14 protein-coding genes and 1 pseudogene are annotated in these 17,686 nt (G+C 45.4%); 14 read left to right on the top strand and 1 reads right to left on the bottom strand.

The features are described 5' to 3' along the window. Positions 1 to 462: 462 nt before the first annotated feature. The 14 genes from OKC27_RS13255 to OKC27_RS13190 all read left to right on the top strand — a co-directional run bounded on the left by OKC27_RS13255 (position 463) and on the right by OKC27_RS13190 (position 16,361). Positions 463 to 1,191 (top strand): hypothetical protein, encoded by a 729-nt coding sequence (locus OKC27_RS13255; RefSeq protein ID WP_270806362.1) that lies wholly within the window; start codon positions 463 to 465, stop codon positions 1,189 to 1,191. Next, entirely contained in the window at positions 1,184 to 2,137 is a 954-nt protein-coding gene (locus tag OKC27_RS13250; RefSeq protein ID WP_270806361.1) for a glycosyltransferase, read from the top strand. The genes OKC27_RS13255 and OKC27_RS13250 overlap by 8 nt, the downstream gene beginning before the upstream one ends. After that, positions 2,137 to 3,333, top strand: coding sequence for a glycosyltransferase family 4 protein (locus OKC27_RS13245; RefSeq protein WP_270806360.1), 1,197 nt, complete (start codon positions 2,137 to 2,139; stop codon positions 3,331 to 3,333). Before OKC27_RS13250 ends, OKC27_RS13245 begins: the two co-directional genes overlap by 1 nt. After that, positions 3,323 to 3,847: an acyltransferase gene (locus tag OKC27_RS13240; protein WP_270806359.1), complete on the top strand. Its 525-nt coding sequence runs from the start codon at positions 3,323 to 3,325 to the stop codon at positions 3,845 to 3,847. The genes OKC27_RS13245 and OKC27_RS13240 overlap by 11 nt, the downstream gene beginning before the upstream one ends. Beyond that, positions 3,840 to 4,589, top strand: a complete 750-nt coding sequence (locus tag OKC27_RS13235; protein WP_270806358.1) for a glycosyltransferase family 2 protein — start codon at positions 3,840 to 3,842, stop codon at positions 4,587 to 4,589. Before OKC27_RS13240 ends, OKC27_RS13235 begins: the two co-directional genes overlap by 8 nt. 2 nt (positions 4,590 to 4,591) lie before the next feature. Beyond that, positions 4,592 to 5,758 carry a nucleotide sugar dehydrogenase gene (locus OKC27_RS13230; RefSeq protein ID WP_270806357.1) on the top strand — a complete coding sequence of 389 codons (1,167 nt, stop codon included), beginning with the start codon at positions 4,592 to 4,594 and terminating at the stop codon, positions 5,756 to 5,758. Between the two features lie 130 nt (positions 5,759 to 5,888). Beyond that, positions 5,889 to 8,513, top strand: a complete 2,625-nt coding sequence (locus OKC27_RS13225) for an SLBB domain-containing protein (RefSeq protein ID WP_270806356.1) — start codon at positions 5,889 to 5,891, stop codon at positions 8,511 to 8,513. A 73-nt stretch (positions 8,514 to 8,586) separates the two neighbouring features. Further along, the gene (locus OKC27_RS13220) at positions 8,587 to 9,549 is read left to right on the top strand and encodes a Wzz/FepE/Etk N-terminal domain-containing protein (protein ID WP_270806355.1); all 963 of its coding nucleotides are present in this window, start codon (positions 8,587 to 8,589) and stop codon (positions 9,547 to 9,549) included. Between the two features lie 96 nt (positions 9,550 to 9,645). Next, on the top strand, positions 9,646 to 9,888 hold the full coding sequence (locus tag OKC27_RS13215) for a hypothetical protein (protein ID WP_270806354.1): 243 nt from the start codon (positions 9,646 to 9,648) through the stop codon (positions 9,886 to 9,888). Between the two features lie 90 nt (positions 9,889 to 9,978). Continuing rightward, positions 9,979 to 10,650: a YjbF family lipoprotein gene (locus OKC27_RS13210; protein WP_201995243.1), complete on the top strand. Its 672-nt coding sequence runs from the start codon at positions 9,979 to 9,981 to the stop codon at positions 10,648 to 10,650. Continuing rightward, entirely contained in the window at positions 10,647 to 11,393 is a 747-nt protein-coding gene (locus tag OKC27_RS13205; RefSeq protein WP_270806353.1) for a capsule biosynthesis GfcC family protein, read from the top strand. The genes OKC27_RS13210 and OKC27_RS13205 overlap by 4 nt, the downstream gene beginning before the upstream one ends. Continuing rightward, a complete protein-coding gene (locus OKC27_RS13200; RefSeq protein WP_270806352.1) occupies positions 11,390 to 13,468 on the top strand; it encodes a YjbH domain-containing protein in 2,079 nt (692 codons plus the stop codon). Before OKC27_RS13205 ends, OKC27_RS13200 begins: the two co-directional genes overlap by 4 nt. A gap of 123 nt (positions 13,469 to 13,591) precedes the next feature. Beyond that, the gene (locus OKC27_RS13195) at positions 13,592 to 15,331 is read left to right on the top strand and encodes a PglL family O-oligosaccharyltransferase (protein WP_270806376.1); all 1,740 of its coding nucleotides are present in this window, start codon (positions 13,592 to 13,594) and stop codon (positions 15,329 to 15,331) included. Between the two features lie 619 nt (positions 15,332 to 15,950). Continuing rightward, complete coding sequence (locus tag OKC27_RS13190; RefSeq protein WP_042018649.1) at positions 15,951 to 16,361, top strand: H-NS family histone-like protein; 411 nt, start codon at positions 15,951 to 15,953, stop codon at positions 16,359 to 16,361. A 551-nt stretch (positions 16,362 to 16,912) separates the two neighbouring features. Here OKC27_RS13190 and OKC27_RS13185 read toward each other — a convergent pair. Beyond that, positions 16,913 to 17,611: pseudogene (locus tag OKC27_RS13185) on the bottom strand (TolC family protein); the annotation flags it as partial. Positions 17,612 to 17,686: the final 75 nt, after the last annotated feature.

Genomic DNA, 17,686 nt, shown 5'->3' with positions numbered 1-17,686 from the left:
TATTATTGTATTTCGATAGTCTTTTTTATGTTATCCCTATCATCAATGAGTTGGGTAACTGAGAATGACGTACTTCGGTTAGCTGTATATAAATTGTGCGCTTTGGTTTTGCCATTGTCTTTTTTGATTTTTAGAATGTATTCAACATCGTTGAATCGTTTAATATTATCTGGTCTTATTATCTGCATATACGTATTGCTTTATTTACTATATTCTGCTCCTGTAGCTTTAAATTTTGGTGGCTTGATACTTCTTATTTCATTCATTAACTTAAAATTAGAGTATTATTTTTTCTTATTTAAAACGTCGGTCTCATTATTCAGTATTATATTCCTTATCGGGATAATACTTTATATTGCATATGTTTTTGGCTTTGTTCATGCTACTGATACTATTAATTCAATCCATCCACTAAAAATTGAAAATGGTATTTCATTTAAAAGTGTATATGGATTACTGATCATGACATCAGCAAACAGTTCTGATATGTATAGATTTCAGTCTATATTTGATGAGCCAGGTGTCGTAGGCACTATTTCTGGTCTTATTCTGTTGACATTGAATGAGGATGATAGTAAATGGAAGAAATTGATAATGGTAATAAGTGGGCTATTATCATTATCAACCACTTTTTTTGTCTTCTTTATAATGAGATATATGGTTAATTTGAGCCTAAAGAAGGCTACACTATCGCTTATATCATTTTCGATTTCTGTCTTAATTGTTATCAGCTCTTTACCTGATAATATAATTAATTCACTTCAACCAATTATTGATTATAAGCTTAGCTCCGGCAATAATAGAGTAAGCAGCTGCTTTTCAAGTGCATATCAAAATAATATGCCAGGGCATTATATTTTCGGTATCGAACACGGCGCGACTCAAAGCACTGGTTGCGACATATCATCGTTCATTTCAAGTATTTATGACTATGGTTATTTTGGATTCACTGCTATTTTTTGCATGGTTTTTTTATCATATTTCTCTGTTTTTATTTCGACCCATAGGTTAAAGAGTGATTTTATAAAAAGTAAAAATGCAGTTTATTCTTTCATCTTTTGGTTATTTATCCTTACGCTAAATTTTTATCAGCGGCCAGATTATTTTTATTTGTTTTATATCGTTTTATTTGTGGGGTTTCTGCTGAGGAAAGAAGCTGTTTATAAAAATAAAGGTCTTTATTATGGTTAAAGTTGCAATTCTTTTATCATCATTTAATGGTGTTAAATATATATCTGAACAAATAAATTCACTTTTAGCACAAGAATGTGAAAATGCCAGAGTTGATATTTTTATTCGTGATGATGGCTCAATAGATAAAACAACAGATATAATATCTAAATATGCAGATGCACATAAAAATATTTTTTTAATAAAAGGTGGGAATGTTGGTGTAACCCATAGCTTTTTCAAACTCATTGTTCTAGAACAGGTTAAAGGGTATGATTTCTATGCTTTCTGTGATCAAGATGATGTTTGGATAAAAGATAAATTAACTGCGATGATCGCTGCTGTCAATAACGATAAAGCATGCCTAGTCTGTTGTTCTTATACTGTAGCTGATGTTAATCTCAATAGTGTGCGTGATGTACTACTATGTAGTAAAAATATAGAACTTGGTCAGCTGCTAGTTGATAATAATATCCCTGGCTGTGCGATGGTTTTCAACCAAAAATTATACAACTTAATAGAAAAATCTCTCCATAATCCAATTGCATGGAAGGTGAGTATTCATGACCTGTGGGTTTTGATGATTGCAGCTGTGTTTGGTGAAATCAGAACAGTTAACAATATTGGAATTCTTTATAGACAGCACAATAATAATGCTATTGGTGCATCTACTACAATTTTGTCAAGACTTAAACGCTCGATAAAAAGCACGCTTAGAATGCGCGATAAGCATTCCTATATTGATGATGCTGTTATTTTTTATCAGATATTCAAAGATAATGATATACCAATTAAAGCGGTAAAAGTGTTAGAGGATGCGGTTCACTCTGGTGGAAAAATATCTTCTAGGCTCAAGATGGTATTTAGTAACAATCTTTATAAGAAAGGAATGCATAGGAATATTTATTTTAGATTAAGAGTCTTATTCCATTTTTATAAAAACCATTTTAATAAAAGTGATCTATAATGAAAAAAATAATTGCATTTGTCGGTGAGACATTTGATGTTCATCACGGTGTTGCTTATACCAGTCCAACGTCAGTTGCATTTTTACAGGATTGCGTAGGTCCTGAAAACGTTTATGTTTTTTCGCCGATGCAGGATGTTACGCAATTGCGTGGCGGTTATAGTACCACTGTTGCTCTGAGCCACATTTATCCAGCACCTAATTATAGGTCAACCAAAGAGTTTCTACTTAAATCATTATTAAAGCCAACCTTTTATCCACAATTCATGGCTGCAGCGGATGCGGTGATTGCTAGGCATAAAGGCGAGTTGTTCTGGATAAGAACACCATCAATAGGCAGCATTTTTTTTGGCTTAAGAGCTTTAGCTGCCGGTCAAACCGTTCTGCACCATATGTGTGCGGATGCCTCTAATACTTGGCGTGATGCCAAATATTCCAGTTTTGAAAAAAGTTTTGGCTTTTTAGTATCACGTTTTTTGCGATATAAATTGCGACAAATATGCAAACATCCTAACACCATCAATTTATGCACTGGTGATGTGCTCGAAGAGTTCAGTAAAAAAGTTGCACCTAATCATACTTACCAGTTTGTTGATGTCATGGTGAAACCTCCAACACATCAACCAATCATCACTTATCAAGAGAATCAATTACGAATCCTATTTGTGGGACGTATTGTTACAGATAAAGGTGTGTTCGACTTGTTGGATGTTGCCAAGCGACTAGGAGATCGCTTTAATTTTTCCATCGCTGGTGGTGGCCCTGAGTTAGAACGTGCAAAAGCATACTGTGAAAAATTAGACTTAGCTCATCGGGTATTATTTACTGGGCAGTTGCCACATAATCAATTATCCCAACTTTATGATAGGCATGATGTAGTCGTCGTACCCTCTAATAATTTTTACGAGGGTTTCCCGCGGGTAATTATGGAAGCATGGTCGCATCACAAGCCCGTGGTCGTAGCTAATGTTGGTGGGATAAATGCATTTGTTAAGCATGAGGAAAATGGTTTTATTTTTCCACCAGGCGATCAAGAACAGCTATATGCTAGTTTGCTACGGCTTGTTGATGACGCCACGTTATATAATAAGCTGTATGCTGGTGCTGTATCGATGGCCGCACAATCTTTGCAAGAATACTGGCTTTCTGATATCGAACGTATTTTAAAATTACATGGGGTGGCTAGTGAAACATAAGTTATTGTTGTTATACAGCTGGTTTGTTTGGCTAATTACCTTTTTTATACCAGACATGAAAATTACCATGCGTTTTAGAGGGTGGCTCTATTTTCTGCCATTTAAAACTTCAAGTGAAAATATCCAGATTGCTAACTCTGTCAGACTGCTTGGACTGGAAAATATAAAATTAGGAAGCGATGTATATATAGCTAGTGGTGTAGTTATAAATGCGCGAGGCAAAGTTTTTCTGAGTGATCAAGTAATGATTGGACATGAAACTGTAGTTGTTGCTGGCAATCATACAAAATTAAATGGATCTTTTCGATTTGGTCCTAGTGTTGCTGGTGATATACATATCGGTTTTGGTTCATGGATTGGAGGTAATTGCACAATTACAGCAGGAAGTTTAATCGGTAAAGGTGTTCTCGTCGGCGCTAATTCATTAGTTAGAGGAGAGTTAAATAGTGATTCATTTTATGCGGGTGTGCCTGTTAGATTGATAAGGTCAAATGAGATTATACAGCATGAATAATGAAGTAATAGTATCTATTATAATGCCGACTTATAATTCTGCACTTACGGTTTTAAGTAGTATTAAAAGTGTTCAGCAGCAGTCTTATGCTCATTGGGAGTTATTGATCACTGATGATTGCTCCACTGATAACACTATTGAATTGGTAAGGGAATTAGCAATTAATGATCCCCGTATTAGCATTGAAGTGAATCCTGTTAATTCTGGTGCCGGATTTTCTCGAAATCAGTCAATTAATCGCTCTAAAGGTAAATATATTGCATTTTTAGATGCAGACGACCTCTGGTTGACAAATAAACTTAGCACCCAAGTTGCTTATATGGAACAAACTGGTGTGGTGTTCACATACACTGGTTACCAAAAATTTTCTGATGCGGGATTAGGTGGTGTGATTATGCCGCCAATGCGCGTCACTTACAATAAATTGCTTAAAGGGTGTGTAATAGGTTGTCTTACTGCTATGTACAACGCCGAAATGTTAGGGCGCCAAACTATGCCACTTATTCGCAAGCGTCAGGATATGGGACTCTGGCTTAAGTTACTTAGGTTGTGCGATGAAGCTTATGGTATTCCAGAGGTATTGGCACATTATCGTACTGATAGTGGCATGTCGCAGAATAAAATTAATGCTGCACATTATCAGTGGCGTTTGTATCGTGATGTAGTAGGTTTAAATTTTCTACAGAGTGCATGGTATTTTGGGTGGTACGCCGTCAATGGTTTCATAAAGTACAGGAAATAATAATGAAAATTGCTATAGCTGGTACAGGCTATGTCGGCCTTTCCAATGCGGTATTACTAGCGCAACACCATGAGGTAGTGGCTGTTGATGTTATAGTCAGCAAGGTTGAGCTTATCAATCAGTGGCGCTCTCCTATTGTTGATAAAGAGATTGAAAGCTATCTGGCCAGCCATGATCTCAATTTACTCGCTACCATTAATAAGGAAGAGGCTTATCACGGAGCTGACTTCGTTATTATTGCGACGCCAACTGATTACGATCCCGAGACCAATTACTTCAATACCAGCACGGTCGAATCCGTGGTTAAGGATGTGATGGCCATCAATCCTGATGCGGTGATGGTGATTAAATCCACCATTCCGGTCGGGTTTACTGCTCGTCTACGTGAAGAGTTGGGGTGTGACAATCTGATCTTCTCGCCGGAGTTCTTGCGTGAAGGGCGTGCGCTTTACGACAACTTGCATCCGTCTCGCATCGTGGTCGGCGAGCGCAGTGAACGGGCTCAGGTATTTGCCAATCTGCTGCTGGAAGGGGCAATCAAGCAGGATGTGCCTGTGCTGTTTACCGACAGTACTGAAGCCGAAGCCATCAAGCTGTTTGCCAACACCTATCTGGCCATGCGGGTCGCCTTTTTCAATGAGCTCGACACCTATGCTCAGCACCATGGCCTTGACAGCCGTCAGGTGATCGATGGCATCGGCCTGGATCCACGTATTGGTAGCCATTACAACAACCCCTCATTCGGTTATGGTGGTTATTGCCTGCCGAAAGATACCAAGCAGTTGTTGGCCAACTACAACAAGGTACCGAATAACCTGATCCGGGCGATTGTCGATTCCAATACTACCCGTAAGGATTTTATTGCCGACTCGGTGATCCGTAAAAATCCCAAGAGGGTTGGTGTATATCGGTTGGTAATGAAAACGGGCTCCGATAATTTTCGTGCCTCTGCCATTCAGGGGGTAATGAAGCGTATCAAGGCCAAGGGTATTGATGTGGTGATTTATGAGCCAACCTTGAAAGAGCCGGAGTTTTTCCACTCAAAAGTGCTCACAGATATTGCCGAGTTCAAAGAGAGTTGTGATGTAATTTTGGCTAACCGCATGGTGTCTGAGTTAGCCGATGTTGCTGACAAGGTCTATACCCGCGATCTGTTTGGTAACGATTAACGTCAGGCTGAAGCATTTTCTAGGTCTCCTGTTTAATGCATTGTCCTAATCTGTGCGCTTTTTGTTATGATGCCGCCTGCCTATGCCGTGGGTGGCATCAATATTTTTGTATGTGGTGGATTTTATCAAGATGAATCAAAAGGGATTGCTTCTTTCTCTGGCTTTGGTGGGCTTGCCGCTTATGGCGGCGCCACAAATTACGCCTGAGATGATGGCCAAATTTAAACAGTTGTCTCCTGCCCAGCAGCAGGCGCTGGCCGCTCAGTATGGTATCGACCCATCCCAGTTGGGAGGGAGTAACAGCCAAAGCAGTGTCACACCGGTCAACACTGCGCCTGTGGCGGCTCCACGTGAAGTGGATTACAGCCAGGCATCTCAACGGCCCTTGGTTGCCGGGGCGGCGCAAGAGGGGGCATTACAGCCTTTTGGCTATAGCGTGTTTGCCGGTGAACCGCTGACCGATGCGCCTGTGGTAGATATGCCGGTTGCCGATGATTATGTGATGGGCCCGGGTGACGAGATTCGGGTTCAGCTTTATGGCAAAGAGAATGCAAATTACAGCCTTGCGATTGGTCGTGAGGGGTTTATTGACTTCCCATCACTTGGCCCTATTGCTGCCAGTGGTCAGACTTTCCAGCAACTACGTACTGAACTGGAAAACCGGATCAAAGAGCAAAAGATTGGTGTAGAGGCGTTTATCAGTTTTGGTGCTTTGCGCACCATGCAGGTCTTTGTGATGGGCGATGCCTATCGCCCCGGTGCCTACAACGTCAATGGCATGGCGACAGTGACCCAGGCTTTGCAAGCCGCAGGTGGTATCGACACTGTGGGATCGCTGCGCAAGATCCAGGTCAAGCGTGCAGGGCAGAAAGTTATCGATGTTGACCTCTACAAGATGTTGGTATGGGGTGACACCAGCCAGGATATCCGTCTGCGCTCTGGTGATACGGTTTTTATCCCTGCGAAAGGGAGTGAGATCAGTATCGATGGTCTGGTGAAACGCCCTGCTATTTATGAACTGAGTAGCCCTGCGGCCCTGGTCAATGTACTGGGACTCGCAGGTGGTATGAAAGCCGCTGCACTGAAAGAGGTCTCGGTCACACGTTATGGTGAAACTGGGATGCGGGTATTTAACCTGAACTTGTCCAATCAGCATGATCGTCAGTTTGTCGTGTGTGATGGTGACAAGATCTCGGTCAAGCCGAGCAGTACCGAGTATAGCCAAGCGATCGTAGTAAAAGGTGCTGTTGTTCGTGAGGGGGTATTTAGCTTTCAGCCTGGGATACGGATCAGTCGTGTGTTGCAAAGTGCCGATCGCGATCTGACATCGGTCACTGACTTGAATTATGCCTTGGTTGTACGTGAGTTGGATGCCCAACGTAATATCGAGGTGCTGCAATTCAATCTGGGCCGTGCGTTGCAAATGCCGGGCGGGGAAGATGACATTCGTTTGCAGCCTCGGGATCAGGTGCTTATTTTTAGCAATGATGCAACCGACCGGCTGAAGCAGCTGGCGAGCACTCAGATCTCTTCGACAAGTATCAACAATCAGGCTAACCAACGCATTGAGCAGCAAGTCGATGCGGTAGATAACAGCACTGGTGCCGATGGTAGCCGTGCTCAGCTGGCTAAAGAAGATAAGATGACTCTGGCTAGTGTGTCTGGCACGACCAAGACTGAGGCGATGGTCGGGGCTTCTCGTCAAGCTTTGCTCGCTCCGGTTATTGAGCGTTTGAAAGCACAAGCCGCACAAGGTAAACCGGTACAGATTGCTGAAGTGCGTGGTGAGGTTAAATATCCGGGTATCTATCCCTTGACGCCTTATAGCCATACCCATGATTTGATCATGGCTGCGGGGGGGTTTAACGAACAAGCGAATGTGATTGAGTTATCTCGCGTGAGTGAGCGAGGGAATGATATTGCAATTGAAAATCAGCGTCTGGATTTGGCAACAGCAAATCGGGTAACCGGTTCGCCGTTGGTGCAATCAAAAGACAGCTTGAATGTGTTGCCTCATCCTCAGTGGCGTGAAGAGGCAACTGTTCAGGTGTTTGGTGAGGTGAAGTATCCCGGTACCTATACGGTTCGTCGTGGAGAAAGTTTGCAGGATTTGATCCAACGTGTCGGTGGCATTACCTCCTATGCCAATCCAAATGGTACAGTCTTTGCCCGTGAGGCGCTGCGTAAGCAGGAAGCTGAGCGCATCTCTTTGCTGCGTGATGAACTAAAGCAAGAGATCGCGACGATGACACTGCGTCGTCAATCCAGTATCGCCAACTACACCAGCTCGCCTGCAGAGGCTATGACGGTGGTTAATCAGCTGGAAAACAGCAAGGCTGTCGGTCGCATGACCATCGATATGCCGGCGATATTGTCTGGTGACAAGCAGGCTGATGTGATGCTGCAAGATGGCGACAAGCTTTATGTGCCTGCGTTACAAAATGTGGTCTCTATTCAGGGGATGGTGCAGTTCCCCTCCTCCCACGTTTACGATGGCAACCTGAGTGTTAGTGATTACTTGAGTCGTGCCGGGGGAACCAAGAAACAGGCTGATACCGACCGTATCTACGTGATCAAGGCCAATGGTAGTGTGACGCTGCCGGGTGATAGCTGGTTTGGTGGTCGCAAGAGCCTGGAGCCGGGGGATACCATCGTGGTACCAGTAGATTCTGATTATCTGGATAACCTGAGTATCATGACCTCTGCAACCCAGATCCTCTACCAACTGGGTGTCGCGTGGAGTGCAATCAAGTAATGGTATCGTTCATTTGACAACCCATTCAGTCAGGTGGTGAAGGCCACCTGACTCTTCTGAGATCCGGTTTGTTATGACACAAGTAAAAGAACACCCACCCTTGCCAGTAGCAATGAATGGAGGGGGGGAAGATGAGATCGATTTGCGTGAATTATTCGCGGCGCTTTGGCGTGGTAAGTGGTGGATAGTCGCCACTACCTTGGTGGGGGCGGTGATAGCCGTTGTTGTTGCAATATCATTGCCCAATATTTATCGCTCAGAGGCGTTGCTAGCACCTTCTGCCGAGCAGCAAGGAGGTGGGCTGGCCGCCATGGCTGCCCAGTTTGGCGGTCTTGCCAGTTTGGCTGGCGTAAATCTCAGTGGTGGCGGTTCGGACAAGACGGCTATTGCGGTTGAGATCGGGAAATCCCGCCAATTCTTAAGTCACTTTATTCGTCAACATCAGCTGGAAGTGCCGTTGATGGCTGTCGTCAAAGCGGACAAGGCGACCGGTGAATTGGTAATTGATGAAGGCGTCTATGATGTCACCGGCAAAAAGTGGGTCCGTGAAGTTCCTCCTGGCAAGTCGGTTGAACCAACGGACTGGGAGCTGATCAAGGCATTTCGCGATATTGCCAGTATCAGCCAGGATGCCAAATCGGGGCTGGTTACGGTTGCGGTAGATTACTACTCGCCGAAGCGTGCCAAGCAGTGGGTTGATTGGTTGGTTGCCGATCTCAATGAGGCCATGAAGCTGCGTGATCAAACTGATGCGACACGTAACATTACCTATCTCAAAGCACAGCTTGAGAAAACCCCGGTCGCAGACATGCAGAAGGTGTTCTATCAACTGATTGAGGATCAGACCAAGACCTTGATGTTGACTGAAGTGAACCAAGAGTACGTGTTTAAAACCCTTGATCCTGCAGTGGTGGCTGAGGAAAAAGCGAAACCCAAACGGGCGTTGATCGCCGTATTGGGGACTCTGCTTGGTGGCATGTTAGGTGTTATGATTGTGCTGGTACGCCATGCAATCGGTCGTTCACCTCGCCACTGATGAGAGGGTTCATCTGAGCGACTCACTCTGGTCAATTGGTCTGTTTCAAGATATCCTATTAGTACTTTAAGTCATGTTTAAATAAGGAAATTAGTAATGAAAAAATCAGCGTTGACTCTGGCTGCTTTGTTGGTTCTCTCTTCAAATGCATTTGCAGCTGAAGAAGTTGCAGGTACTGCTGCTGGTTCCACTGGCGTAGCTGGCACCGCGGCTGTGGGTACGACTACTCTGGTTGCCGTTGGTGTCGGTGCCGCAGCTCTGGCTGCTGTTGTTGTTTCTAATGCAAATGACGACTCCACCAGTACCAGTACCAGCACTACAACTTCTACCAAAAAGTAAGTTTTTCTATGTTGCAATAAGGCTGCCATATTGGCGGCCTTATTTTTGTCACTTTGCAATTATTTTCCAATTCCACTGAGTGACCCGTCTATGTTTTCTCTTCGTTTGTTTATACCTTGGGGATTGTTACTCTTGAGTGGCTGTTCCTCCACCAGTACTGATACCTATGCAACGCTCCGCTATGCCTTTTTGGGGGTGGATGATGTGGAGGTCACGACTGAAAAAGTGCGTGAGTTGCCTTATGCCAGTGCCTATCTGCGAGTGGGTGATAACCCACAGGCATTGATAGTGCTTGCGTTTGCAGATCCTGATGGCTCATTGAGCTGGGTTAGTTCGGATAACAAGCTTTTTATTACCAAAGCAGGTCGGCTGTACAAGACGGTGGGTTTGGAAAATGATCTGTATTTAGTGGCATCATCTTGGCCTGATCCATTGCAAAAAATGGCAAATGCACCTGATGAGGTTTTTAATCCCGATACTATGCGTTGGCAGTATAATGCCGAATGGGAAAAAGACTATGTAAGTGGATATAACATGCAGGCTAAGTTTATATCCGCAGTGCCGGAAAAGTTGTTAATCCTTGATAAATCACATGATGTTATGTTGGTTGACGAGTTGGTCAGTTTCGGACTGAGTCAGAACTCTTGGCATAACTACTATTGGTTTGAGCGCAGTACGGGCAGAATCTTAAAAAGCCAGCAGCAATTGGGACCGGACTTACCGGTGATTGAAATGACAATATTAAAGCCGTACGCATTATGAAAAAATACCTGATGATCGGTCTCATACCATTTTTTGCTTTGGCTCAAACTGATGTAGACGTGATTTTTGAACGTCATTCTACAGCAAAGATTGAGTTTCACGATGGAGCCAGACTTGCAGACCTGTTATTTAATGTTAAATTGCCTAAGGATATATATTGGCGTACTGCACAAATAGCTAATGAAAAGACAATCACAGCGTTCCAGACGACTAAAGAGAATTTGCTCAAGGATCTTAAAGCACTCCAAGTATTTTGGATGCGAGAGGGTGACAAAGGCGCATTGATCCAGTCAACTCAACAGCTATTACAAGAACTGGATAAAGTTCCTGTCAGTGGCCGTTTGTCAATCGCATTAGACCCTGCCAAGTCCAGAATTGATCCGAATGGTAATCCACTGTTAAAAGGACAGTACACCCTCTTTGTTGCTTCAAGACCCGACTTTATCTACTTCGTGGGACTGATTAACGGTCGTAGTAAACAGCCTCTTCAATCAGGGGCTAGTTTGGCAAGCTATTGGCAGGATTACCGCTTGTTGGCAGGCGCTGCGCAGAATGAAGCATTCCTGATCCAGCCTGACGGATCTATCAGCCGCGTTCCTGTAGCTAACTGGAACAAACTGCATCGTGAACCTATGGCGGGTGCCACGCTGTTTGTCGGTTTTGATGCCCAGCTCCTTCCTGAGCAGTATAGAGATATCAACATTCGTATTGCCAATCTGCTTGCTAATCGAGTACCAGAATGATGTTGCCTAAATTGAAATATATTGCGATCTTTGTTTCCGGGGCTGTTTGTGCTGCAGAGTCTGTTATTGATCCTTATGGTCCCTCACAGGGGGATTTCGGTGGGGTGGGTCTGCTGCAAATGCCTACCGCACGAATGGCAAAAACAGGTGAATTCAGTGCCAACTATGTTGATAATGACCAATATCGTAGATGGTCTATCTCCGCGCAGCCGTTTGATTGGTTTGAAGCGACACTAAGATACACAGACGTAAGAACAAAAAAATATAGTCCGTACGAAGAGTTTAGTGGTGATCAAACCTATAAAGACAAAGGAATGGATTTCAAGTTCCGTCTTTGGCAAGAATCTAACTATCTGCCACAGGTTTCCGTGGGATTTAGAGATTTAATGGGGACCGGTCTCTTTGACAGTGAGTTTGTGACGGCTAGCAAACGCTATGGTCCATTTGATTTTACTATCGGTATCGGCTGGGGAAATATGGCCGAAAGTGGTAATATTAAAAACCCATTTTGTGAGTATAAAGATAGCTGGTGTCAAAGAAATAATAGCTTCTCCGGTAATGGTGGTAAGTTTGAGTTTGATAGCTTGTTTCATGGGCCAGCAGCACTCTTCGGTGGTGTTGAGTATCAAACACCATGGCAACCACTTAGGTTGAAGTTGGAATATGATGGCAATGATTATAGCAAAGAGTTTGCTGGCCATATATCTCAAAATTCACCTTGGAATATAGGGGCTGTGTACCGCGTTTTCGATAATCTGGATAGTCATCTTAGCTGGCAGAGAGGAAACACCTTGATGTGGGGGGTGACTTTTCGGACTAACTTTAATGATATGAAACCAGCTCATATTGACCAGCCGAGACCCATTTATCAGCCTGACCAAGTTCCAGCCATCATGACGGACGTGAAGTGGCAAGCGCTAACCGCTGATTTGAAAGATAATGCTGGTTGGCAAGATACTGAGTTTTACACAACTAGCAATACTGTGACTGTCATCGGTACGCAGAGCAAGTATCGCGATGAGAGTGAGGCGATGAAGAGAGCCTCTTTGTTAGCCGCAAATTATTTGCCTGGTACGGTCGATGAACTTAATGTCGTTGAACGTAAGGCGAATTTCCAGTTACAAGAGACCCGCATCGATCTCCCATCTGTTCGTCGTGCAAATGTGGTACAGGTATTGGGAGACGAACAGCATGAAAAATCGACGGTGCAGGCTGCAGGAAAAATTCAGGGGAAACCCATCTATGCCTCTGAGCGCAAAGCTTTTTCATACTCTTTTGATCCAGATCTGACGCAATCATTTGGTGGTGCAGAGTCTTTCTATATGTATCAGTTAGGCATTAATGCCAATGCTGATTGGCGTATAAATGAAAACAACAGCTTGCAGGGTACGCTGTTTGTCAATCTGGCGAATAACTACGATGAGTTCAATTATAAAGCCCCTCCTCCAGATGGCGCGGCCTTACCACGAGTTCGGACGTGGATTCGTGAGTATGTAGATTCCTCAGATGTATTACTCAACAACTTGCAGTTAACCCATATGCAACCACTTTCTCAAGATTGGTACGGGCAAGTTTATGGGGGATATTTGGAGATGATGTATGCAGGCGTGGGGAGTGAGGTACTCTATCGTCCATATGGTAAGGCTTGGGCCATTGGCGTTGATGCCAACTGGGTGAAACAGCGAGACTGGAACAACACCCTGAAAATGGCTGATTACGATGTGATGACCGGACATGTTACTGCTTATTGGCAGTTACCATTCATGAGTAATGTCACAGCCAAAGTCGCCGTTGGTCAGTATTTAGCTGGTGACAAAGGCGCTACATTCGACTTCTCCAAACGGTTTGATTCGGGCGTTATCTTGGGGGGATATGCAACATTTACAGATGTCTCTGCGGACGAGTATGGTGAAGGTAGTTTTACTAAAGGAATTTATGTCACGATACCTTTTGATTTGATGCTGCTCAAACCAACAACCGCGAAAGGAAGTATTGGGTGGGTTCCTTTGACACGGGATGGAGGCCAGATGTTGAGCCGCAAGAGTGGTCTTTACGGTTTGACAGAGTTGCAGTAATCGAAAGTTGCCATAAGGCCGATCTTTCTTCATAAAACAGAGCGAGCAGTTGTAAACTGCTCGCTCTTTTATTATCTACCCAAGAAATATGGCAATCTGAAGAAATTATGCTAGGAATGCATGATGATTAAAAACATAAATGGTGTGTTTGGCGTACTCTTTATCGCTTATTGGTTGTTCGGTATGCACTTTTTTATGCACAATCCAGGTGGTGCTGGGCTCTATCTGCCCTTTAATGCGTGGGGATGGATTTTCGCCAGTCTGGCTATCGGGTTGGGATTGTGGAAGGTGACGTTACGCCAGCGTCTGGTCTTTTCTCCATTGCAGGCTGGCTTATGGGTAGGGGCACTCTTGCTGCTGCTCCCAATGCTCTATCCAGGATTTGTACTCAAGGATTATGCCATTCCCCGATTACTGGGGCTTTTTGCTGGTCTGCTGTTTTTGTTTGGGCTCTATCAATGGCGCTTTAATCGGCAGCAGCGTGATCGCTTGCTCTATCTCATGCTGATTGCGATCGCGATGGAGGCGGTATTGGGTCTGGTGCAATTCTATCTGTTGACGCCAGGTAACTGGATTGGCTATGACACCAAAGCCAATCGCCCTTACGGGATCTTTCAACAGCCAAACGTGATGGCGACGTTTATGGCGACTGGGATTGCCCTTTCTATCTGGCTGGAATTACGCCGAGAGGGTGGTCGCTTGCTGATGGCGCTGCGCTATGGAGTCATTCTATCTGCAGCACTGCTGCTCGTTGTTTTGCAATCCCGAGTGGGGCAGTTAGGCGGTCTGCTAGCACTGTTTCTACTGATGCCTCAGCTTTATCGACAGCGGCTGTTATGGCGAATATTGGGTCTGGTTATTTTGGCTGTAGCGATTGGCCTGTTCTCACAATATTGGCTGGCTGGAGCAAAGCGCGGGTTGGAGATTTATCAGTCTGGTGGCATGCGTTCTATTTATTGGCCTTATGCAGCAAAACTAATTGCACAGGCTCCCTGGAGTGGTTGGGGATACGGCAGTTTTGAATCTGTTTTTCTCCATCACTACATGGCTGATAAAGCGCTGAATCCATCTATGGTGCAGATTGAGTACAATCTCGACCACCCCCACAACGAGTTTCTCTATTGGGCTGTTGAGGGGGGCATTGCACCTATGATCGGCATGGTGATCATGGGCGGCGCATTATTATGGCGTCTGGCGAGTGTCCGTTGGGTAAATGCCATGGGGCTGCTTGCCCTGGTGACACCGATATTGCTCCATACCCAGACGGAATATCCTCTCTACCATGCAATCGTGTTGTGGTGGTTGCTGCTGACGCTGATTTATATCATCGATACCGAAATTGAAGAGATCAGATTGGCGAGCCGTGCTTGCTCATCATGGTGGGATATGGGGTGCCGCCCCTGGTTGTTGCTGCGATTTATGGCGATCGCTATCCCGCTGTTGGTGGTCCCCTTTATGCTCACTGCAATTCACACCGCCTGGGTAGTTACCAAGTACGAACGGGGTGGGTATAAAGAGCCGACCTTGTTACTCGATATTGTCAATCCCATGGCTTGGTTGACCCGAGTCGAGTTTGATGTGAACTCGGTTCGTCTAATGGTGGGTTTGCAGACAAGTAACAAGGCTGAACTGGAAGCTTATCTGGAGTGGGGGCAGGCATTCGTACGCCATACACCACGTGCCAACATATACGCCAATATGGTGATAGCGCTTAATGCATTGGGTCGTACGGAGGAAGCCAATGCGATGCGATCAGCAGCACTTAAGCTCTATCCATCCGAGCCCCTTTTGACTGGGTCGGCTGCAACGGCAGTGATTACCGGGGTTGATCAATCAGGCAAGAATATAACCAAAAATAAATAGTTCTATTTGACTGCGTAGAAAGCCAGCCCTTCACAAAGGCTGGCTTTTTTATTGCTTGCCTTCTGGATTACCTGCATCTGAACAGATTATTTTCTGGTACATACATCTACAAAACTGGTCATGAAATACATACATTGAAAAGTCACAGTGTGATTGCAAGATTATGATTTATATGTGGTTATCTGTTTTTAATTGATGGTTTTGCATACATTGATGGTCAATTGGGACATACTCCTCGTCATCGGGTGAACTGTGTGGGATCCTGGCTTGCTCATGGCTAAACGGAGAGTCGCAGGCTTACCAAATGATGCTGAGCATATGGTAGAAATGAGCGCTCAAGGCTTATATAACAGGTCACAGAGTCAGTCTGTTGGATACTGAACTGGAAATTAATGAGTCTTGAAATACCGACTTTTCTTGTGCACAACATGGTAATCAACCTACAACCTCAAAGATCTGCATTTCAGCTTGTTTGTTATTGATAGTGACGCGCACTCGATCTCAATGGTGAAAATTAAGAAAAAAAGAACGTTAATATAGAAAAACTGTATGTTGTCGAGAATTGTCCATGCTATTCTGAAACGGTTATCCCTGTAACCGACTTTTTTGTGAGGAAATAATGAACGAGTTTCTGAAAGTTCTGCTGAACATTCGCAGTCTGCGCGCCGCTATTCGTGAGCTGCCGTTTGAGCAACTGCTGGAAGCTAAAGAGAAGTTTGACCTGGTTTATCAAGAGCGCGCTGCTTCTGTTGAACAGGACCGAGCTGAACAGGAAGAGCGTCAGCGCAAGCTGAATGAATTTACCGAAATGCTGCAGCAGGCTGGTATTGATCCTCGCGAGCTGCTGGCTAGCGCTGCTGCTCCCGCGGCTTCTGCCGGTGCTGCCAAGAGCAAGCGTGCTCCGCGTCCTGCCAAATATCAGTATGAAGAAGACGGTCAAATGAAAACTTGGACCGGTCAAGGCCGTATGCCGAAAGCCATTGCTGCTCAAGTAGCGCTGGGTAAAGACCTGAACGATTTCCTGATCTAATTCGTCAGGTTTAGAAATCGAATAATGCCGCCCAAGGGCGGCATTATTTTTTGCCGTTTTACTCGTTGTTATCCAATCCGCCTTCCGCCCCACTGTTATCTACATCCTCGCTTGTATCCTTTTTACCGTCGTTTCACTTCACTGTTACTTTGCTCAATATCACTCGTTGTTTACGATTAATTTTGTCGTGCAGGATTAACTGCGTGATATCGCTATTTGTATGCGTCGTGCAGATATGCGCTTCGGATATGTCATCTCATGATTCACGGGGCGCCGCTTGGCAAGAGCCGAGCTCTCTGCTGATGGAATATCCGGTAATCGTTATCTCCGTTCAGGGAGCGTGAGGGATAGAGAGAGCCGCAAGGTATGGCCGGGATATTCTGGGTCACCGATGCATGTAATTGGCTGCGCTGCCATGACTGCCTCTTGATGATGGGCAATGGAGTTTGGCTGCAGTGTGAGATCGGGGGTCTGTATGGTGTATGGCGATGGAAGCCCCACTCTGCTGGCAGAGTGGGGTATTGCTGGGTGAGGAATAGTCGAGTGAACCGTTAGCGGGGCATCACGCTATCGCTGCCACCCAGGGCGCGATAGATTTTGGCGGTGGTGGTGAGCTGCTCTTTTTGCTGGGCCAGCAGGCTTTGTCGGGCATCCCACAGCCGGTTCTGCTCATCAAGCCAGGCTTGCACGCCGGTTGCACCCGCCTGGAAGCGAGCCTTGGCCAGCCGCTCGGCCTCCTGGGCATAACTCAACTGCTCCTGCAGATAATCGAGTCGCTGCTGGCCATAGTGGCGGGCGGCCAGATTGTCTTCCACCTCCACCAGTGCGGTGTAGAGCTGTTTGCGAAACTCGGTTTCAGCGATCTGGTAATCCAGCCCGGAGCTTTCAATGGCGAGCTGGGTGCGGTTGTATTCAAGGAAGGGGAGGGCGAGGCTGGCTCCTAGCGTACCAACCGGATTTTGCAGCACCTGCGCCAATCTATCGGATGCCGTGCTGGCACTGCCGGTCAGGGTCAGGCTGGGGTAGAAGCTGGTGCGGATCTCGTCCCCTTTTGCCAGCGTCTTGCGCAGCCGCAATTCGGCCGCTTTGACGTCGGGGCGGCGGGCCAGCACATTGGCCGGGATACCCACCGCAAGTTCAGGGATGGTCTGCTTTGCAAGGGAAGCGGGTGCATACTCCAACGGCCCGCTGCTGCGGCCCAGCAGCAGACGCAGGGCATTGCGAGCCTGCTCCTGCTGCGCCTTGAGGGTAACTGTTCACCCAGATGGCATTGACAGGAAAAAGTGAGACGATCATCCCTTGATCCACTGTTGCCCCTTGCCTGA

The organism is Aeromonas sp. QDB62 (assembly GCF_027705695.1).
In the GTDB taxonomy this organism is placed as follows: domain Bacteria; phylum Pseudomonadota; class Gammaproteobacteria; order Enterobacterales; family Aeromonadaceae; genus Aeromonas; species Aeromonas allosaccharophila.
The sequence above is the reverse complement of the archived record's forward strand: the minus strand, read 5'-3'. Positions and strand labels throughout refer to the sequence as shown.